This window comes from Microbacterium sp. NPDC078814 (assembly GCF_040702645.1).
Lineage (GTDB): Bacteria > Actinomycetota > Actinomycetes > Actinomycetales > Microbacteriaceae > Microbacterium.
The window spans coordinates 262853-281538 of record NZ_JBFBLT010000006.1 but is presented as its reverse complement, the minus strand read 5'-3'; the positions used below and the strand labels follow the sequence as shown (position 1 = coordinate 281538).

At 71.9% G+C, this 18686-nt stretch carries 16 protein-coding genes; 6 read left to right on the top strand and 10 right to left on the bottom strand.

Annotation, left to right across the window (positions count from 1 at the left end; translation table 11 throughout):
• Window positions 1-48 precede the first annotated feature (48 nt).
• Window positions 49-891, bottom strand: a complete 843-nt coding sequence (locus AB0300_RS14005) for an alpha/beta hydrolase (protein ID WP_025104019.1) — start codon at window positions 889-891, stop codon at window positions 49-51.
• A gap of 95 nt (window positions 892-986) precedes the next feature.
• Here AB0300_RS14005 and AB0300_RS14000 point away from each other — a divergent pair, with 95 nt between their 5' ends.
• Together AB0300_RS14000 and AB0300_RS13995 are read left to right on the top strand one after the other, a co-directional pair.
• The gene (locus tag AB0300_RS14000; RefSeq protein ID WP_025104018.1) at window positions 987-1553 is read left to right on the top strand and encodes a TetR/AcrR family transcriptional regulator; all 567 of its coding nucleotides are present in this window, start codon (window positions 987-989) and stop codon (window positions 1551-1553) included.
• 85 nt (window positions 1554-1638) lie between these two features.
• On the top strand, window positions 1639-2454 hold the full coding sequence (locus AB0300_RS13995) for a TspO/MBR family protein (RefSeq protein ID WP_025104017.1): 816 nt from the start codon (window positions 1639-1641) through the stop codon (window positions 2452-2454).
• Here the strand turns inward: AB0300_RS13995 and AB0300_RS13990 are convergent.
• Genes AB0300_RS13990 through AB0300_RS13965 form a run of 6 tightly spaced genes read right to left on the bottom strand, consistent with a single transcriptional unit; the run spans window position 2451 to window position 10239 of the window.
• The gene (locus AB0300_RS13990) at window positions 2451-3122 is read right to left on the bottom strand and encodes a response regulator (protein WP_085604679.1); all 672 of its coding nucleotides are present in this window, start codon (window positions 3120-3122) and stop codon (window positions 2451-2453) included. The two genes, AB0300_RS13995 and AB0300_RS13990, sit on opposite strands and share 4 nt — an antisense overlap.
• Window positions 3119-5680 carry an ATP-binding protein gene (locus AB0300_RS13985; RefSeq protein WP_025104015.1) on the bottom strand — a complete coding sequence of 854 codons (2562 nt, stop codon included), beginning with the start codon at window positions 5678-5680 and terminating at the stop codon, window positions 3119-3121. The genes AB0300_RS13990 and AB0300_RS13985 overlap by 4 nt, the downstream gene beginning before the upstream one ends.
• Window positions 5677-6282 carry a potassium-transporting ATPase subunit KdpC gene (gene kdpC / locus AB0300_RS13980; RefSeq protein ID WP_366216217.1) on the bottom strand — a complete coding sequence of 202 codons (606 nt, stop codon included), beginning with the start codon at window positions 6280-6282 and terminating at the stop codon, window positions 5677-5679. The genes AB0300_RS13985 and kdpC overlap by 4 nt, the downstream gene beginning before the upstream one ends.
• 20 nt (window positions 6283-6302) lie before the next feature.
• Complete coding sequence (kdpB, locus tag AB0300_RS13975; RefSeq protein WP_366216216.1) at window positions 6303-8471, bottom strand: potassium-transporting ATPase subunit KdpB; 2169 nt, start codon at window positions 8469-8471, stop codon at window positions 6303-6305.
• Window positions 8472-8473: 2 nt separating this feature from the next.
• The gene (kdpA, locus tag AB0300_RS13970; protein WP_366216215.1) at window positions 8474-10150 is read right to left on the bottom strand and encodes a potassium-transporting ATPase subunit KdpA; all 1677 of its coding nucleotides are present in this window, start codon (window positions 10148-10150) and stop codon (window positions 8474-8476) included.
• Window positions 10150-10239, bottom strand: a complete 90-nt coding sequence (locus tag AB0300_RS13965; RefSeq protein WP_366216214.1) for a potassium-transporting ATPase subunit F — start codon at window positions 10237-10239, stop codon at window positions 10150-10152. Before AB0300_RS13965 ends, kdpA begins: the two co-directional genes overlap by 1 nt.
• Before the next feature lie 280 nt (window positions 10240-10519).
• On the opposite strand from AB0300_RS13965, the gene AB0300_RS13960 reads away from it, so the two are divergent.
• The gene (locus AB0300_RS13960; protein WP_366216239.1) at window positions 10520-11668 is read left to right on the top strand and encodes an SLC13 family permease; all 1149 of its coding nucleotides are present in this window, start codon (window positions 10520-10522) and stop codon (window positions 11666-11668) included.
• A 71-nt stretch (window positions 11669-11739) separates the two neighbouring features.
• Here AB0300_RS13960 and AB0300_RS13955 read toward each other — a convergent pair whose 3' ends face one another.
• Entirely contained in the window at window positions 11740-12333 is a 594-nt protein-coding gene (locus AB0300_RS13955) for an FMN-binding negative transcriptional regulator (protein WP_366216213.1), read from the bottom strand.
• Window positions 12306-13280 (bottom strand): DMT family transporter, encoded by a 975-nt coding sequence (locus tag AB0300_RS13950; protein WP_366216212.1) that lies wholly within the window; start codon window positions 13278-13280, stop codon window positions 12306-12308. The genes AB0300_RS13955 and AB0300_RS13950 overlap by 28 nt, the downstream gene beginning before the upstream one ends.
• On the opposite strand from AB0300_RS13950, the gene AB0300_RS13945 reads away from it, so the two are divergent.
• Entirely contained in the window at window positions 13279-14685 is a 1407-nt protein-coding gene (locus AB0300_RS13945) for a PLP-dependent aminotransferase family protein (protein ID WP_366216211.1), read from the top strand. The two genes, AB0300_RS13950 and AB0300_RS13945, sit on opposite strands and share 2 nt — an antisense overlap.
• Before the next feature lie 9 nt (window positions 14686-14694).
• On the opposite strand, the gene AB0300_RS13940 is transcribed toward AB0300_RS13945, so the two are convergent.
• Window positions 14695-16767, bottom strand: coding sequence for an APC family permease (locus tag AB0300_RS13940; RefSeq protein ID WP_366216238.1), 2073 nt, complete (start codon window positions 16765-16767; stop codon window positions 14695-14697).
• Between the two features lie 101 nt (window positions 16768-16868).
• On the opposite strand from AB0300_RS13940, the gene AB0300_RS13935 reads away from it, so the two are divergent.
• Window positions 16869-17957, top strand: a complete 1089-nt coding sequence (locus AB0300_RS13935) for a VanZ family protein (RefSeq protein WP_366216210.1) — start codon at window positions 16869-16871, stop codon at window positions 17955-17957.
• A 10-nt stretch (window positions 17958-17967) separates the two neighbouring features.
• Window positions 17968-18672: a GTP pyrophosphokinase family protein gene (locus AB0300_RS13930; protein ID WP_025104005.1), complete on the top strand. Its 705-nt coding sequence runs from the start codon at window positions 17968-17970 to the stop codon at window positions 18670-18672.
• Window positions 18673-18686: the final 14 nt, after the last annotated feature.

Below are 18686 nucleotides of genomic sequence, written 5' to 3'. Positions count from 1 at the left end.
GGCCCCATTCCCGGGGGAAATGGGGCCATTTGGGCGATTCGAACGGGGTTACCGGGCCAGGAACTGCGTCAGCGCGGCGTTGACCTCGTCGGCGTGGGTCCAGAGGAGGCCGTGCGGGGCGCCCTCGACCTCGACGTACTCGGCCTCGGGGACGGCCTGGCGGAAGCGGCGGGCGGTCGCGTCGATCGGCAGGATGTTGTCCTTCGTGCCGTGCAGGATGAGGGTGGGCTTGCCGGCGGCGGCCACGGCCTTCACGTCGTCGCGGAAGTCCTCGATCCAGGTCGGGACCACGGCGTACGCGGCGACCGGGGCGCTGGTGACGGAGAGGTTCCAGTTCGCGTCGACGACCTGCTGGCTGATGCGCGTGCCGAGGTTCTCGTCGAGGTTGTAGAAGTCCGTGTAGAACTGGGTGAACCAGGCGTAGCGGTCGCCCTTGGCGGCGGCCTCGATCCCGTCGAAGACCTCCTGCGGCACGCCTTCCGGGTTGTCGTCGCGCTGCACGAGGAAGGGCTCGAGCGACGCGAGGAAGGCGAGCTTCGCGACGCGCTCGTGACCGTAGCGGCCGACGTAGCGGGCGAGCTCGCCAGTGCCCATCGAGAACCCGACGAGCACGACGTCGCGGAGGTCGAGGGTCTCGAGCACCGTGTTCAGGTCGGCGGCGAAGGTGTCGTAGTCGTAGCCGGAGCCGACCTTGGAGGACTGCCCGAAGCCGCGGCGGTCGTAGGTGATGACGCGGTACCCCTGGGCGAGGAGCTCGCGGGTCTGGCGCTCCCAGCTGTGGCCGTTGAGCGGATAGCCGTGGATCAGGACGACGGGCTGGCCGCTGCCCTGGTCTTCGTAGTAGAGCTCGATCGGGGTGGTGTTCTCGGTGCCGACGGTGATGTAACCCATGATGTGTTCCTTTCGGTGTCGGTGAGAACGATCGTTCTCGCCTGATGTGATCAATCTAGAGAACGTTCGTTCTCGTGTCAAGTAGACTTCTGGACATGACCGAAGACGAGGCGCGCGAACGCATCCTCTCCGCCGCGGAGGAGCTGTACTACCGCAAGGGCTACGCGGCGGTCGGCATGGACGAGCTGCGGGCTGCCGCCGGGGTGTCGCTGCGGCGCGTGTACTCGCTGTTCCCGGCGAAGACCGACATCGTCGCCGCGGTGCTCACCCGGAAGCACGCCGAGTGGGAGCAGGGGCTCACGGCGGCCGTAGCGCAGAGCGGCGACGACCCGCGCGCCCGCCTCCTCGCGGTCTACGGCTACCTGGAGGACTGGTTCTGCAGCGACGGGTTCCGGGGCTGCGCCTTCATCAACGCGTTCGGCGAGCTCGGGGGGACGAGCCCCGAGGTGGCCGCGATCGTCCGCGCGCACAAGGCCTCGTTCCAGCAGTACATGGCGGAGCTCGTCGCGGACACCGGTGCCCCGGCGGGTCTGGCCGCCCAGCTCTCGCTCCTCGCGGAGGGCGCGCAGAGCACCGCGGCGATCGGCGCCGACCCGGAGGCCGCCGTGCACGCACGCCGCGCCGCCGAGGTCCTGATCGACGCCGCCCTCGCCCCGGCCTGATGCCCATTCGCTAACTTGGTTAGCGAAACCGCGAGGCCCTGTCAAGGCCACTGCCTTCCGCTCCCGCCCCGCGTAGGGTGCGGGCATGGAGACCTCGACGAAGGGCATCGCCCGCCAGAGCCTCGTGATCGCCGCCGCCGTGTTCATGCTGATCGCCGCGGCCATCGGCGCGGGTGCGTTCGGGGGTGACTCCGTCGACGAGCTGCAGAACGGCGCGCTCTCGGCCCAGGGGTCGTACCTCGCCCCCGCGGGACCGGCCTTCTCGATCTGGTCGCTCATCTACCTCGGACTCCTCGCCTACACCGTGTGGCAGGCCCTCCCCGCGCAACGCCAGGACGAGCGTCAGCAGGCGGTCGGCGGCTGGATCGCCCTCTCCCTGGTCCTCAACGGCCTCTGGCTGGTGACCGCGCGGTACCTGACGCTGTGGCTCACCGTGCTCGTGATCGCGCTGCTGCTCGCGACGCTCGCCCGCATCATCGTGCTCCTCGGCCGGTACCCCGCCCGCTCCCTCGCCGACCGCCTCCTCACCGACGGCGCGAACGGCCTGCACTTCGGCTGGGTCACGATCGCGACGGTCGCCAACACCGCCGCCTGGCTCACGCAGACCGTCCCGGAGATCGGGGCGGATGCCCCCGACGCCTGGGCCGTCGCCGTGCTCGTCGTCGTGCTGGTGATCGGTGCCGCATCGGCCTGGTTCACCGGCCGCCTCGCCCCGGCGCTGGCGACGGCCTGGGGGCTGAGCTGGCTCGCGATCGGGCGTCTCACGGGCGAGCCGGAGAGCACGCCCACCGCCGTCACCGCGATCATCGTCGCCGTCCTGCTCGTCGTCGTCGGCGTCGTGGCCGTCCTCCGTCGGCGGCGCCGCGCCGGCACGCACGACCGCGCGCCGCTCGGCCGCTAGAGCACCAGTCGGTAGCCCATCCCCGACTCGGTGAGGAGGTGGATGGGCGCCGAGGGCTCCTGCTCCAGCTTCTTGCGGAGCTGCGACATGTACAGCCGGAGGTAGCCGGAGTCGGACACCTGCGCGCTGCCCCAGATCTCCTTGAGGAGGTCCTGCCGGGTCACCAGCGCGCCCGGGTGCCGTGCGAGGTGCTCGAGCATCCGCCACTCGGTCGGCGTGAGGTGCACACGGGTGCCGGCGCGGGTCACGGTCTTCGTCGCGAGGTCGACGACGACATCCCCGAACGCGACCACGGACTCCCCGTTCGCGGCGACCGCGCGGCGGGAGAGCGCCCGGAGCCGGGCCAGCAGTTCATCCACCTGGAAGGGCTTCGTGACGAAGTCGTCCGCCCCCGCGTCCAGCGCCTCGACCTTGTCGGCCGAGCCCGTCCGCCCCGACACGACGATGATGGGCACGCTCGTCCAGCCGCGGAGGGCCTGGATCACCTCGATGCCGTCGAGCCGGGGCATGCCGAGGTCGAGCATGATGAGGTCGGGGTGAGTCTGCGCCGCGGCGGCGATCGCGGCGGCGCCATCGGCGGCCACGACGACCTCGTACCCGTGGGCCGCGAGGGTGATCCGCAGCGCCCGCACCATTTGGGGGTCGTCGTCGGCGATGAGGAGCTTCACTCCGTGCCCTCCGTGTCGGCGGTCCCTGCGGCGAGCGGCAGGGAGATGACCATGGTGAGTCCGCCCCCGGGGGTGTCCTCCGGTGTCAGGCTACCGCCCATGCCCTCGGTGAATCCGCGGGAGAGGGCGAGCCCGAGCCCCAGCCCGGTCGTGTTGTCGGTGTCGCCGAAGCGCTGGAACGGCTGGAAGATCGCATCGCGCCGCTCGGGGGCGATCCCCTCGCCGCGGTCGACGATCCGGATCTCCGCCCGATCGCCCAGCCGGCTGCTCGACACGAGCACACGGCTGCCCGCCGGCGCGTGCCGGTGGGCGTTGGCGAGCACGTTCACGAGCACGCGCTGGAGCAGCACCGGGTCGGCGTGCAGCGGCGGGAGGTCGGGATCGAGCGCGAGCTCGACGTCGGCGGGGCCGAGGCCGAGCTCGTCCACCGCGGCGAGCACGGGGCCGGCTGCGTCGATCCGCTGCGCCGAGACCGCGAGCACCCCCGCCTCCACCCGGCTCACGTCGAGGAGGTCGGTGACGAGGGTGGAGAGGGTCGCGAGACTCTCGTCCGCGGTCTCCAGCAGCTCCGCGCGGTCTTCGGCGGACAGGCCGTGCGCGCCGCGGAGGCCGCCGATCGCCGCGACGGCCGAGGCGAGCGGCCGCCGCAGATCGTGACTGACGGCGGAGAGGAGGGCGCTGCGCACCTGATCGGTCTCGGCGAGAGCCTCCGCCTCCCGTGCCGTGGCTCGCAGGTCGGTGTGCTCGATGGCGGCGGCGAGCTGGGCGACGATCGCGTCGAGCAGGCGGCGCTCCGGACCGGCGATCGGCTCGCCGTTGAGCTCCAGCACGGCGCGCGGGCCCCCACCGGACGCGACCCCGACCGGGATGGTCGTGGCGCGGCCGTCCGGCACGGGCTCGCCGTCGCTCGCCAGCACCTCTCCGGACGGGGTGAGCAGCCGCACGCCGCTCAGACCGAACGCCTCCCGGGTGCGGCTGACGAGGGCGAGCACGGCGTTGTCGCCGCGGAGCACGTTCCCGGCGACGGCCGCGAGGAGCTCCGCCTCGGCGGTCGCCCGCTGCGCGGTCCTGGCCCGGCGGGCGGCCTGGTCGACGATGAGGCTCACGAGGATCGCGATGATGACGTAGAGGGTGAGGGCGAGCACGTGCAGCGGGTGCGCGATCGTGATCGTGAACAGCGGGGCGACGAAGAGGAAGTCGAGGGTGATGCCGGAGAGCACGGCCGCGAACACGGCGGGGCGGATCCCGCCGATGAGGGCGACGACCACGACGAGCAGCTGGTAGGCGAGCACCTCGGCCGTGATCGACTCCGGGCTGCGGACCGTGAACATCAGCCAGGAGAGCAGCGGACCGAACACCAGGGCCACGCCGAAGCCCAGCGCCTGACGCCGCCAGCCGAGCGCGCCGCCGGTGATGCGGGGGAGGGCGAGACGGCTGCCCGCCGCGGCGTGGGTCACGATGTGCACGTCGATGTCGCCCGAGCGGCGGATGACCTCGGCGCCGATCCCCGGTCCGGTGAGCGCGGCGGCGAGGCGGCCGCGGCGGCTCACCCCGATCACGAGCTGCGTCGCGTCGGCGCCCTGGGCGAACTCGACGAGCGTCGCGGGGATGTCGTCGCCGACCACCTGATGGTAGGTCCCGCCGAGCGACTCGACGAGGGAGCGCTGCGCGGCGAGGGCGCCGGGGGTCTCGTCGCGCAGCCCGTCCTGGGCGGTCACGTGCACGGCGAGCAGCTCCCCGCCGGCGGACCGGGCGGCGATGCGGGCCCCGCGGCGCAGCAGCGTCTCGCCCTCCGGGCCGCCGGTGAGGGCGACGACCACGCGTTCGCGTGCCTGCCACGCTCCGGCGATGCCCTGTTCGGCGCGGTAGCTGCGGAGCGCGCTGTCGACCTCGTCGGCGAGCCACAGCAGGGCGAGCTCCCGCAGGGCGGTGAGGTTGCCGAGGCGGAAGTAGTGCGAGAGCGCGGCATCGATGCGCTCCGCGGGGTAGACGAGGCCCGCGGCGAGGCGGTCGCGGAGCGTCTGCGGCGCCAAGTCGACGACCTCGATCTCGTCGGCGGCGCGGACGACCGCGTCCGGGATGGTCTCGCGCTGGGCGATGCCGGTGATCTTCTCCACGACCGCGTTCAGCGACTCGATGTGCTGCACGTTCACGGTGGTGACGACGTCGATCCCCGCGTCCAGCAGCTCCTCGACGTCCTGCCAGCGCTTGGGGTTGCGCGAGCCGGGGGTGTTCGTGTGCGCGAACTCGTCCACGAGCGCGATCTCGGGGCCGAGGGCGAGCACCGCGTCGAGGTCGAGCTCGGAGAGGACGACCCCGCGGTGGGCGTCTTCCCGGCGCGGCACTTCGGGCAGTCCGGAGGTCAGGGCGGCCGTGGCCGCACGGCCATGGGTCTCGACGATCGCGATGACCACATCGCGGCCCTCGTCGCGGAGCCTCCGGCCCTCGGCGAGCATCTCGAAGGTCTTCCCGACCCCCGGCGCGGCGCCGAGGAGGACGCGCAGTCGTCCGCGGCGGTTCCGGTCCGTCGCGGGGCGCGGCGGCCGCTCTGCGCTCATGCACCCTCCCGGTCGTCGAGTGCGAGATTCAGCTCCGCGGCGTTGATGCGCTCCTCGCCGAGGAACCCCAGGTCCCGCCCTTGAATCCTAGACTCCACCAGCGCCCGGACCTCGTCCTCCGGCAGGTCGCGGGCGGCCGCCACCCGCGGCACCTGCAGCAGGGCGTACGCGACGCTGATGTGCGGGTCGAGACCGGAGCCGGACGCGGTCACGGCATCCGCGGGCACCGCGGACGGATCGACCCCCTCCCTCGCGGCGATCTCGGCCTTCCGTTCGGCGATGGCGGCGACGAGGTCGGGATTCTCCGGCCCGAGGTTGCTGCCGCTCGACGCTGCTCCGTCGTATCCGTCGCCCGCCGCCGAGGGGCGGGACTGGAAGTACTCGGGCAGGGCCTCGCCGTCGGCATCCGTGAAGGACTGGCCGATGAGCGCGCTGCCCCGGTCGCCGGGGAGCATCGAGCCGTTCGCCTGCGCGGGGAGGAGGAGCTGGCCGATGCCGGTGACGAGCAGCGTATACCCGACGCCGAGGACGAGGGTGAGGACGAGCATCGCGCGGACGGCGACACCGGCGGTGCGCACCGTGGTGCGGGTGGTGGACGACATGGCGTTCCTTTCGAGCCCGGTCAGAAGCCGGGGAGGAGGCTGACGAGGAGGTCGATGAGCTTGATGCCCACGAATGGGGCGATGACGCCGCCGAGGCCGTAGACCAGCAGGTTCCGCTGCAGGATCTGCGAGGCGCTCGCCGGCCGGTAGGTCACGCCGCGCAGCGCGAGCGGGATGAGGAACACGATCACGATGGCGTTGAAGATGATCGCGCTCGTGACCGCCGAGGCCGGCGAGTGCAGCTGCATGATGTTCAGCACCGCGAGTCCGGGGAACACGCCCATGAACATCGCCGGGATGATGGCGAAGTACTTCGCGATGTCGTTCGCGAGCGAGAACGTCGTCAGCGCGCCGCGGGTGATGAGCAGCTGCTTCCCGATGCGGACGATGTCGATGAGCTTGGTCGGGTCGGAGTCGAGGTCGACCATGTTGCCCGCTTCCTTGGCCGCGGAGGTGCCCGTGTTCATCGCGACGCCGACGTCGGCCTGGGCGAGTGCGGGGGCGTCGTTCGTGCCGTCCCCGGTCATCGCGACGAGGCGGCCGCCCTCCTGCTCGCGGCGGATGAGGTCGAGCTTGTCCTCCGGGGTGGCCTCGGCGAGGTAGTCGTCGACGCCGGCCTCGGCCGCGATCGCCTTCGCGGTGAGGGGGTTGTCTCCGGTGATCATGACCGTGCGGATGCCCATGCTGCGCAGCTCGTCGAACCGCTCTCGGAGGCCGTCCTTGACGATGTCCTTGAGGTGCACGACCCCGAGGATCCGATGGGTCCCTGAGCCTGTCGAAGGGCCCTGCACCGCGACGACGAGGGGCGTGCCGCCACCCGAGGCGACGTCGTCGGTGAGGGTCGTGAGCTCGTCATCGGGGGTCTGCCCCAGCCAGGCCGCCACGGCCGAGGCGGCGCCCTTGCGGATCTGCGTGCCGTCGGCGAGGTCGAGACCGCTCATGCGCGTCTGCGCCGTGAACGGGACGACGACGGCGTCCGCCGGGGCCTCGACCCGGATCCCGCGGGCGGCGGCGAGTTCGACGATCGACGCGCCCTCCGGCGTCGGATCGGCGAGGGAGGACAGGGCGGCGGTGCGCAGCAGCTCCGCGGCGTCCACCCCGGTGAGCGGCAGCACGGCGTGGGCGCGGCGGTTGCCGTGGGTGATGGTGCCGGTCTTGTCGAGGAGCAGCGTGGTGACGTCGCCCGCGGCCTCCACCGCCCGCCCCGACATCGCCAGCACGTTGCGCTGCACGAGCCGGTCCATGCCCGCGATCCCGATGGCGGAGAGGAGCGCGCCGATCGTGGTCGGGATGAGGCAGACGAGCAGGGCGATGAGGACCGGGATGCTCACCGGCGACGCCGCGTACGACGCGATCGGGTTCAGCGCGAGGACCACCACGACGAACACGATCGACAGGCTCGCGAGGAGGATGTTCAGGGCGATCTCGTTCGGGGTGCGCTGCCGGCTCGCCCCTTCGACGAGGGCGATCATGCGGTCGACGAACGTCTCGCCGGGCTTCGACGTGATGCGGACGACGATCCGGTCGGACAGCACCCGCGTGCCGCCGGTGACGGCACTGCGGTCGCCGCCGGACTCGCGGACCACGGGGGCGCTCTCGCCGGTGATGGCCGACTCGTCCACGGTGGCGATGCCCGCGACGATGTCGCCGTCGCCCGGGATCAGCTCGCCCGCGGAGACGATCACGAGGTCGTCGCGCTGCAGCTCCGCCGACGACACCGTCTCCGTCGGCGCTTCGACAAGCTCAGCGACCCACTCCGCGCCCCCCTGGGTCCCTGAGCTTGTCGAAGGGCCCACCACCCGCCGCGCCATCGTCTGGGTGCGGGTGTTCCGCAGGCTCGCGGCCTGGGCCTTGCCCCGCCCCTCGGCGACCGACTCCGCGACGTTCGCGAAGAGCACGGTCAGCCAGAGCCAGATCGCGATGCCCCAGGTGAACGCGGCCGGGACGGGGGTGCCGCCGGAGGAGGCGGGTCCGCCGAGGAAGGGCTCCGCAATCGCGAGGACGGTCGTGAACGCGGCGCCGACCCACACGAGGAGCATCACGGGGTTGCGCACGAGCGTCGCGGGGTTGAGCTTCCGGAGCGCGCCGGGGAGCGCCTGAGCGAGCTGGGCGCCGCCGAAGGAACGCGGAGGACGGGCCGGGACGGCGGGGGCGTCCTGCTGTTCGGGAGGGGTGGTGAGGAGGGTCATGGTCAGAGTCCTTCGGCGAGCGGTCCCAGTGCGAGCACGGGGAAGTAGGTGAGGGCCGTCACGACGACGGTCACGGTGAGGAGCAGGCCGACGAACTGCGGCCGGTGGGTGGGGAGCGTGCCGGTCGTGGCCGGCACGCACTCCTGGGCGGCGAACGATCCCGCGAGGGCCAGCACGAGCACGATCGGGAGGAAGCGCCCGAGCAGCATCGCGACGCCCAGGGCGGTGTTGAACCACGGGGTGTTCGCGGTGAGGCCGGCGAACGCGGAGCCGTTGTTGTTCGCGGCGGAGGTGAACGCGTAGAGCACCTCGCTCATGCCGTGCACACCGGGGTTGAGGATGCTCGTGGACTCCACGTCCTCGCGGATGCCGGGGATCGCGAAGCTCAGGGCCGTGCCGCCGAGGACGAGCACGGGGACCACGAGGATGTAGAGGCTCGCGAGGGTCATCTCCCGCGGGCCGATGCGCTTCCCGAGCCACTCCGGGGTGCGGCCGACGAGCAGCCCGCCGACGAAGACCGCGACGATCGCCAGCACGAGCATCCCGTACAGACCGGAGCCGACGCCGCCCGGGGCGACCTCGCCGAGCATCATGTTCAGCAGCGGCATCATGCCGCCGAGCGCGGTGTACGAGTCGTGCATCGAGTTCACGGCCCCGGTCGAGGTGAGGGTGCTCGCGCTGCCGAAGAGGGTCGAGTCGAGGATGCCGAAGCGCTGCTCCTTGCCCTCCATCGCGGCCCCGGCGAGTTCGGGCGCGGCCCCGCGTCCCGCCAGCTCCAGGGCCGAGAGTGCGGCGAGCGAGGCGAGGAACAGGGTGCCCATGACCGCGACGATCGCGTACCCCTGCCGGTGGTCGCCGACCAGTCGGCCGAACGTGCGGGGGAGCGCGAACGGGATCACGAGGATCAGCAGCACCTCGAGGAGGTTGGTCCACCCGGTCGGGTTCTCGAAGGGGTGGGCGGAGTTGGCGTTGAAGAAGCCGCCGCCGTTGGTGCCGAGCAGCTTGATGGCCTCCTGCGACGCGACCGGACCGCCGGGGATCGTCTGCGTGCCGCCGGAGACCGTGGCGACGTCGGTGAAGCCGTTCACGTTCTGGATCACGCCGCCCGCGAGCAGGGCCACCGCGCCGATCAGGGCGAGCGGGAGCAGCAGCCGCCCCAGACCGCGGGTGAGGTCGACCCAGAAGTTGCCGATCGTCGCGGAGCCACGGCGCGCGAGACCGCGGATCAGGGCGATGGCGATGGTGAGGCCGACGGCGGCGGAGACGAAGTTCTGCACCGTGAGGCCCGCGAGCTGCACCGTGTAGCCCAGGGTCTGCTCGGGCGAGTACGACTGCCAGTTGGTGTTCGCGACGAAGGACGCGGCGGTGTTGAACGCGAGTCCCTCCGGCACGGCGGGCAGGCCGAGCGACGCGGGGAGGAAGGCCTGGAGCCGCTGCAGCCCGTAGACGAGCAGGAGTCCGACGAGGGAGAAGAGCAGGACGCTGCGGGCGTAGGCGCGCCAGGTCTGCTCGGAGCGGGGGTCGACGCCGATCACCCGGTAGAGCCCGCGCTCGATGCGCAGGTCGCGTCCGGAGGTGTAGACGTGCGCGATGTAGTCGCCGAGGGGGCGGTAGAGGAGCACGAGCACGACCGCGACGGCCGTGATCTGGAGGACGCCGTACAGGACCGTCGCGTCCATCAGAAGCGCTCCGGGGCGACGAGCGCCACAACCAGGTAGGCGACCGCGGCGACGGCGAGGACCGCGGCGAGGATCTCGAAGACGATCATGCGCGGTCCACCGCCTTGGCGATGAGGGACACGAGGGCGAACAGCGCCAGGGTCAGCGCGAGGTAGATGATGTCGAGCACGTCCTCGATCCAACTGCGCCGCCCCGCCGCATCCGTCGATCCTCACGTTTCCCCTACGCCCCGTTCCCCGGATGCATGCGGGTTGCTCACGGACGGCCTTCGAATCGCGCACCTGGTCCCCAACCCGCGGCGGATGCAGCCAGGTGCGCGATTCGAAAAGGGGGCGCCGGCCCTATGCTCACGAGGTGGGAATCAGAAGGATGCGGATCGGCGTCGGGACGGGGATCGTCGCCGGGCTCGTGATTGTCGCGCTCGTGTGCGTGCTCGCCGGGTTCCTTCCGCCCACGGACGCCGGTGCGCTCGGGGAGCGGATCGCGCCCGTGCTGGGGTTCGTCGTCGCGATCACGATCGTCGCCGAGCTCGCCCGCGACGCGGCGGTGTTCGACGTCGTCTCGCAGCGCCTCGCGCGGTGGGGGCGTGGCCGCGTGGTCGTGCTGTGGGCGCTGGTGGTCGTGCTCGCCGTGGTGAGCACCGTGTTCCTCTCGCTCGACACGACCGCCGTGATCGTCACCCCGGTGGTCGTCGTGCTGGCGCAGAGCATCGGCGTCTCCCCGCTGCCGTTCGCCCTGGCCACCGTCTGGCTCGCCAACACCGCGTCCCTCGCCCTGCCGGTCTCGAACCTCACCAACCTGCTCGCCGCGCCCGCGATGGGGGAAGGCCCCGGGGCGTTCATCGCGCTGAGCTGGGCACCCACGCTCGTGGGGATCCTGGTGCCGGTCGCGATCCTCACGATCCTGCATAGGCGCACGGTCTTCGGCACGTACGAGACGCCCGAGGCCCGTCGACCCGCCGATCCGACGCTGTTCTGGAGCGCCACCGGCATCCTCGTCGTGCTGATGCCGCTGCTCGCGCTCACCCCCGACGTGTGGATCCCCGCCACGGTCGCGGCTCTCGCGTTGGTCGCGCTGTTCGCCGTCCGCCGCCGCCACGCTCTGCGACTGTCGCTCGTCCCGTGGCAGGCGCTCGCGCTCGCCGCGTCGTTGTTCGTCCTGGTCGAGACCGCGCACGCGCAGGGGCTGCTCGACTTCCTGACGTCACCGACCGCGAACGGCGACTCTCTCGGCGACCTGTTCCGGCTCGCGGCGCTCGGGGCCGTGAGCGCGAACGCGATCAACAACCTCCCGGCCTACCTCGTGCTCGAACCCGCGGCAGGGGACCCGGTCGCCCTGATCGCCCTGCTGATCGGCGTGAACCTCGGTCCGCTCGTCACGCCGTGGGCCTCGCTGGCGACGCTCCTCTGGCACCATCGCGTGACGGCGCTCGGCGTCGAGATCCGCTGGGGCCGCTTCGCGCTCTGGGGGGCCGTCGCCGCGGTGCCCACCGTCGCCCTCGCCACCCTCGTCCTCTGACCCCGTTTCGAATCGCTCGCTTTGCTGCACATCCGGCCGAGATGGAGCACAGTGCGCGATTCGAACGGGGGTCAGACGCGACGCATCTCGGCGGCCAGCGCGGGGTGGACCGCGTCGAACCGGGCGGCGATGCGCTCCCGCACCTCGGGGGCCTTGTTCTGGCTGAGCTTGGCACGCGCATCGAACCGGGTGACCCGGAGCCGCAGGCCCACCGTGCCCTTCGCGGCTCGTCGGGTGCCGGGCTCGTCCTCCGCGAGGCTCCGCCCGTGCGGCTGCCCACCCTCGAAGTGGTCGGTGAGCCGCGTGAGCATGGCGTAGTTCTCCTCCGCGGTGAGGATCTCCGGGGTGCCGGACAGGTGCGCGGTGACATGGTTCCAGGTCGGCACGAGGTCCCCGGGTGCGTAGAGGCTCGAGGACACGTAGTCGTGCGGCCCCTGGATGATCACCAGGATCTCGTGGCGACCGAGCTCGTGCAACTCGTCGTCCGGACGCCCGAAGTGGCTCACGAGCACGATGTCGTCCTCGTCCTCCTCGAGCAGCACCGGGTAGTGCGAGGCGACGAGTCCGGCGGAGGTCGGCGAGACGAACGTCGCCCACGGGTGGGCGCGGATGAGGCGCTTGACCTCGTCGGGGTCGGTCATGAGGTAGCGGGGGGTGTGACGCATGGCGCCTCCTGTCGGGTGGGGGTGGGGGTGGGAGAAGAGCTGCGGGTGCGGACGGCGAGTCCGGCGCACACGACGACGGCGAGCCCGCCGAGCACCGTGGCCCCACCGACGTCCTCATGGAAGAGGAAGGCGGCCCAGGTGATGCCCATGACGGGCTGGACGAGCTGGATCTGACTCACCTGCGCCATCGGGCCGATGGCGAGGCCGCGGTACCAGGCGAAGAATCCGAGGAACATGCTGACCGCGGCCAGGTAGGCGAACGCGAGCCACGCGGTCGGGCTGGCGACGGGCGGGGCGGCGACCCCGGCGGCCACGGCCACCGCGAGCATGACGGGAGCTGCGAGCACCAGGGCCCAGGAGATCGTCTGCCAGGCGCCGAGCTCGCGCGCGAGCAGGCCGCCCTCCGCGTAGCCGACCGCCGCCGCGATCACGGCGCCGAACAGCTGGAGGTCGGCGGGGCGGAGGGCGCCGGGCGTGCCGTTCTGCACCGTCGCGAAGACGAGGGCCGCCGCGGACCCGAGAAGCGCGAACACCCAGAACGAGGCGGACGGGCGCTCGCGGGTGCGGATCACGACGGCCACGGCGGTCGCGGCGGGGAGGAGGCCGATCACGACCGCGCCGTGGCTCGCCGGTGTCGTGGTCATGGCGAACGAGGTCAGCAGCGGGAAGCCGGCGACCACACCGAGCGCGACGACCGCCAGGCGGGCCCACTGGATCGGGCTCGGCGGCTGCTGACGGGTGGTGAGGAGGACGACCGCGGCGAGCACGGCGGCGACGACCGCGCGGGCGGAGCCGATGAACAGCGGCGAGAATCCGCCGCCGAGCGCGATCCGCGTGAACGGGAGTGTGAACGAGAAGGCGACGACGCCCAGCAGCCCCCAACCGGGACCGGCGGTGCGGGATAGCAGTGTTCCGTTCGGACGGATAACGCTACTGTGTTCTTTCATGAGTCAGGATAGCACCGCGCGGATCGTGGCCGGCCTGCGGGCGTGGATCGCCACCGCCGCTCCCGGCGCCCGCCTCCCCTCCAACCGCGCGCTGACGGCGGAGTACGCCGCGAGCCCCGTGACCGTGCAGAAGGCTGTGCAGCAGCTCGTCCGCCTCGGGCTCGTGGACGCGCGACCCGGCGTCGGCACGTTCGTCCGCGCCGCGCGCACGGTCCTGCCGGCGGACTACGGCTGGCAGTCCGGAGCGCTGGGGGCAGCCGCCGTACGCCTGGACGGCCTCTCCTCGGCGCAGCGCCCGACCTCGCCGGACGCGATCGGGCTGCACTCCGGGTATCCGGCTCCGGATCTCCTCCCCGAGCGGCTCGTGCGCCAGGCCCTCGTTCGCGCCTCCCGGACCGCGTCCGCCCTCACCCGCTCGCCCGCGGCCGGCGAGCCCGGGCTGCAGGAGTGGTTCGCGGCGGAGCTGGCCGCGGCGGCCCCGGCGGGGATCACGGTTCCGACCGCCCGCGACGCCGTCGTCATCTCCGGGAGCCAGAGCGGACTGAGCTCGATCTTCCGGGCGGTCGTCGGCGTCGGCCGGCCGCTGCTCATCGAGTCGCCGACCTACTGGGGCGCCCTGCTCGCGGCGGAGCAGGCGGGGGTCGTGCTCGTTCCCGTCCCCTCCGGGCCGCAGGGTCCGGATCCGGACGCCGTCGACAGGGCGCTCGCCGAGACCGGAGCCCGGGCGTTCTACGCGCAGCCCACGTTCGCGAACCCCACCGGCGCGCAGTGGCCGGCGGCGACGGGGGAGGCCGTGCTCGACGCGGTCCGTCGCCACGGCGCCTTCCTCATCGAGGACGACTGGGCGCACGACCTCGGCATCGACGCCGACCCGCGCCCCGTGGCCGCCTCCGACCACGACGGCCATGTGGTGTACCTGCGCTCGCTGACGAAGAGCGTGTCGCCGTCCCTGCGGGTGGCGGCGGTGATCGCGCGCGGTCCCGCCAGGGATCGCATCCTCGCCGATCGTGCGGCGGAGTCGATGTACGTCAGCGGCCTCCTGCAGGCCGCCGCTCTCGACGTGGTGACGCAGCCCGCCTGGCACACACACCTCCGCGGCTTCCGGGAGCAGCTGCGCTCGCGGCGCGACCTCCTGCTGTCGTGCCTGGCCGCCCAGGCGCCGACCGCGCTGGTCGAGGCCGTGCCGGTCGGCGGGCTGAACCTTTGGCTGCGGCTGCCCGACGGCACCGACGCCGCAGCCGTCGTCCGGGAGTGCGCGGCCCGCGGCCTCGTCATCGCGCCAGGGAGCGAGTGGTTCCCCGCAGAGCCGTCCGGTTCCTACGTCCGGCTCAACTACGCGAGCGCCGACCCGTCCCGCTTCCCCGAGGCCGCGACGATCCTCGGCGCGGTCCTCGCCGGCTCCTGACCGCCGCCGTCAGGACTCGGACGGCGGCCCGGCGGGGCGGTGCGCCCGGCGCCCCGACACCACGACCGGCCGCCCCGCCCGCTCCTGACCGGGCAGCGGACGCGAGCGCCGGCCGTAGATGAGCTCGGACGAATCGAGCAGCCACGGCACCAGGGTGATCGACACCCCGTGCACGAGCATGAGCTGGTTCGCGAGGCGGCGGGCGCGCCGGTTGTGCAGGAAGTTCTCCCACCAGTGCCCCACGATGTACTGCGGCAGGTAGACCGTGACGACGGAGGAGCCGTGCTTCTCGCGGTACTGCCGGATGAACTGTGTCACGGGCTGGGCGAACGAGCGGTACGGCGACTCGACGATCACGAGCGGCACCGGCACGAGGTGGTCGGTCCACTCCTGCTGCAGGCGCGCGGCGTCGTCCTGCGACACGGCCACGTGCACGGCGAGGGTCTTGTCGTGCTTGGCGGCGATCGCGTAGTCGATGGCCTTCATCACCGGCTTCTGCAGATGGTTCACGAGGACGATCGCGACGTCGCCGGAGGCGCCGAAGCGGGTGGTGTCGTCGATGGCGATCTCGTGCTCGACGTCCCGGTAATACCGCTTGACGCCGATCATGAGGAACGCGAGCACCGGGATGGCGAAGAACACGAGGTAGGCGCCGTGCGTGAACTTCGTGATCGTCACGATGACCAGCACGAGCACCGTGAGCGTCGCCCCGGCGGAGTTGATGAGCAGCCCCACGCGTGCGGAACGCCGGTCTGCGGCGCCGTCTCCGTTCGGCGGGACGGGTGCCCGGAGCAGCCGTCGCCAGTGCCGCACCATGCCGATCTGGCCCAGGGAGAACGAGACGAAGACGCCGATGATGTAGAGCTGGATCAGCGTCGTCAACCGGGCCTGGAACACCACGAGCACGGCGATCGCGGCGATCCCGAGGAGGATCATGCCGTTGGAGAACACGAGCCGGTCGCCGCGGGTGTTCAGCGACTTCGGGGCGTAGCCGTCGCGGGCGAGCACGGCGCCGAGCAGGGGGAAGCCGTTGAAGGCGGTGTTCGCCGCGAGGAGCAGCACGCAGGCCGTGGCCGCCTGCACGATGAAGAACGGGATGCTGCCGCCGCCGAACGTCGCCGCGGCGATCTGCGCCATGAGGCTCGGCTGCGGGGTCGTGCAGTCGAACCCGATGAGGTCGCAGGGGTTCTCGGCGTAGTGCACGCCGGCGATGAGGGCGAGGGCGGTGAGTCCGGAGAACAGGCAGATCGCGATGGTCCCCATGAGCACGAGGGTCGACTGGGCGTTGCGCACCTTCGGGGCCCGGAACGCGGGGACGCCGTTCGACACGGCCTCGACCCCGGTCAGCGCGGAGCAGCCGCTGGAGAACGCCCGGAGGATGAGCAGCAGCACGGCCGCCTGGCTGAGGCTCTCGGCCTGCACGGCGAACTCCGCGCTGGACGCGATCGGGGCGTCGCCGAGTGCCGTCCGGACGAGCCCGGTGACGATCATGATGCCGACCGAGCCGATGAACACGTACGTGGGGATCGCGAACACCAGCGACGCCTCCCGCACCCCGCGGAGGTTCACGATGATGATGAGCACGACGAAGCCGACCGCGAGCTCCACGCGGAGCGGGTCGAGCGCCGGCACCGCCGAGATGATGTTGTCCACCCCGGACGCGACCGACACGGCCACCGTGAGCACGTAGTCGACGAGGAGGGCCGCGGCCACGATCACCCCGGGGATCTCGCCGAGGTTCTTCGACGCGACCTCGTAGTCGCCGCCGCCGGAGGGGTACGCCTTGATGAGCTGCCGGTAGCTGAGCACCACCACGAGCAGCAGCACGACGACGGCCGCGGCGACGAGCGGGGTGAACGACAGGAACGTGAGGCCGCCGATGAGCAGGATCATCACGAGCTCCTGCGGGGCGTAGGCCACCGAGCTCAGCGCGTCCGAGGCGAAGATCGGCAGCGCCATGCGCTTGGGGAGGAGCTGCTCGTCGACCTGGGCGCTCGTCAGCGGGTCGCCGAGCAAGATGCGCTTGGCGCGCGGCGGCGCGTCCGGGGTCGGCCTCGTTTGTTCTGACACGTCCGGCGACACTACGCCGACCGGGGACGCCCTCACGCGATCCTCACGGAATCCCTACGGCCCGGTGGCGCTCCCTCACGGAATCCTCACGGCCTGCCGGTATCCTTGCGTCAGTGGGGGATCAGGTCGTTCTGGGGGTCATCGCCGTGGCGATCGGCCTGGCCGCGGGCGTCGTCCTCTTCGTGCCCTTCGTCGCGATCAGCTACCGCCGCCGCGGACGCCTCTCGCTCGGCCGCACGCTGCTCTGGCTCGCGGCGCTCGTCTACTTCTGGGCCATCTGGACGTACACGCTGCTGCCGCTGCCCGATCCGGACGCCATCCGCTGCGTGGGGGCGATCACCGACCCGATGTCCGTCGTGCGCGACGTGCAGAAGGCGTTCGCGGCGCCGGGCAACCCGCTGCGCCAGCCCGCCCTGCTCCAGCTCGTGTTCAACGTGCTGCTGTTCGTCCCGCTCGGGGCGTTCCTCCGCGTGCTGGGCGGCCGCGGCCTCCCGACCGCGCTCCTCGCCGGCTTCGGGCTCTCGCTGCTCGTGGAGACCACGCAGCTCACCGGCGTCTGGGGTCTGTACCCGTGCGCCTACCGCTTCTTCGACGTCGGCGACCTGATGACGAACACGACCGGAGCCGTGCTCGGCTCGGTGCTCGCTCTCGTGGTGCCCCGGTCGCTGCGCGGCCTGCAGGCGCGGGCGGATGCCGACGAGCCGCGCCCGGTCACCCGGGGTCGCCGCGCGCTGGCGATGCTGTGCGACGGACTCGCGAACGGGTTCGTCGTGCTCGCCGGGGGCGTCGCGGTGCAGCTTTGGCTCGAGTACGTCGTGCAGGACCGTCAGGCCGTTCTCGACGGCACCCTCGCCGGCACGGTGAGCACGGCGGTCGCCTGTGCGCTGTGGCTCGTGGTCATCCTCGTCACCGGCCGCTCGGTGGGAGACCTCGCCGTGCAGCTGCGCTACACCGGGTCGCCCCTGCCGGCCGCGCTCGCCCGGATGCTGCGCTGGGCGGGCGGCATCGGCGGACTCACGGCTCTCGGGATGCTCGGCGGGGTGTTCGACGCGCTCTCCTCGGTGCTGATCCTCGTCGCGGTCGTGCTGCTGTTCACCACCCGTCAGGGGCGCGGCCTCCCCGGTCTGCTCTCCGGCCAGCACCTCGAGGACGCCCGCGTCGCGCTCTCGAATCCACAGGGGTTTCCGATCACGGATCGATAACGTCGTCCTCATGAGCGTGATCCCCGTCGACGAGCACCTGATCTCCGAGGCGAAGGAGCTCCGCGACCAGCTGCAGCGCTTCCTCCGCGAGTACGAGTTCGGGATGCGCGAGGTGGAGACGAAGATCTCGATCCTCCGCGACGAGTTCACCCACGATCACGCGTACAACCCCATCGAGCACGTGAAGAGCCGGCTGAAGTCGCCGGACAGCATCGTCGAGAAGATCGCCAGGAAGGGCATCGACGACCCCGACTTCGACCGCATCCGTGCCGAGATCACCGACATCGCCGGAGTGCGGGTGACGTGCAGCTTCGTCGCGGACGTCTACCGGCTGTTCGATCTGCTGACCGCGCAGGACGACGTGACCGTCCGCACGGTGAAGGACTACATCGCGAACCCGAAGCCGAACGGGTACAAGAGCCTGCACGCCATCATCGAGGTCCCCGTCTTCCTCTCGACGGGCGCGCTGTCCGTGCCGGTCGAGGTGCAGTTCCGCACCATCGCGATGGACTTCTGGGCGAGCCTGGAGCACAAGATCTACTACAAGTTCTCCAACCAGGTGCCCGCGCACCTCGTCGACAGTCTCAGCGACGCCGCCGACGCCGCCGCCGAACTCGACACCCGCATGGAGCGGCTGCACCGCGAGGCCCATGGCGTGCCGCAGCGGCAGCTCGCGCCGCCCCCTCCGCCCGCGCCGGGGATCGTCGAGGTCTGAGCAGCCCGACCCGC

Coding starts and splice junctions, on each gene's coding strand:
- AB0300_RS14005 (WP_025104019.1), bottom strand. CDS start 891: ATGGGTTACATCACCGTCGGCACCGAGAACACCACCCCGATCGAGCTC.
- AB0300_RS14000 (WP_025104018.1), top strand. CDS start 987: ATGACCGAAGACGAGGCGCGCGAACGCATCCTCTCCGCCGCGGAGGAG.
- AB0300_RS13995 (WP_025104017.1), top strand. CDS start 1,639: ATGGAGACCTCGACGAAGGGCATCGCCCGCCAGAGCCTCGTGATCGCC.
- AB0300_RS13985 (WP_025104015.1), bottom strand. CDS start 5,680: ATGAGCGCAGAGCGGCCGCCGCGCCCCGCGACGGACCGGAACCGCCGC.
- kdpC (WP_366216217.1), bottom strand. CDS start 6,282: ATGTCGTCCACCACCCGCACCACGGTGCGCACCGCCGGTGTCGCCGTC.
- kdpB (WP_366216216.1), bottom strand. CDS start 8,471: ATGACCCTCCTCACCACCCCTCCCGAACAGCAGGACGCCCCCGCCGTC.
- kdpA (WP_366216215.1), bottom strand. CDS start 10,150: ATGGACGCGACGGTCCTGTACGGCGTCCTCCAGATCACGGCCGTCGCG.
- AB0300_RS13965 (WP_366216214.1), bottom strand. CDS start 10,239: ATGATCGTCTTCGAGATCCTCGCCGCGGTCCTCGCCGTCGCCGCGGTC.
- AB0300_RS13960 (WP_366216239.1), top strand. CDS start 10,520: ATGCGGATCGGCGTCGGGACGGGGATCGTCGCCGGGCTCGTGATTGTC.
- AB0300_RS13955 (WP_366216213.1), bottom strand. CDS start 12,333: ATGCGTCACACCCCCCGCTACCTCATGACCGACCCCGACGAGGTCAAG.
- AB0300_RS13945 (WP_366216211.1), top strand. CDS start 13,279: ATGAGTCAGGATAGCACCGCGCGGATCGTGGCCGGCCTGCGGGCGTGG.
- AB0300_RS13950 (WP_366216212.1), bottom strand. CDS start 13,280: ATGAAAGAACACAGTAGCGTTATCCGTCCGAACGGAACACTGCTATCC.
- AB0300_RS13930 (WP_025104005.1), top strand. CDS start 17,968: ATGAGCGTGATCCCCGTCGACGAGCACCTGATCTCCGAGGCGAAGGAG.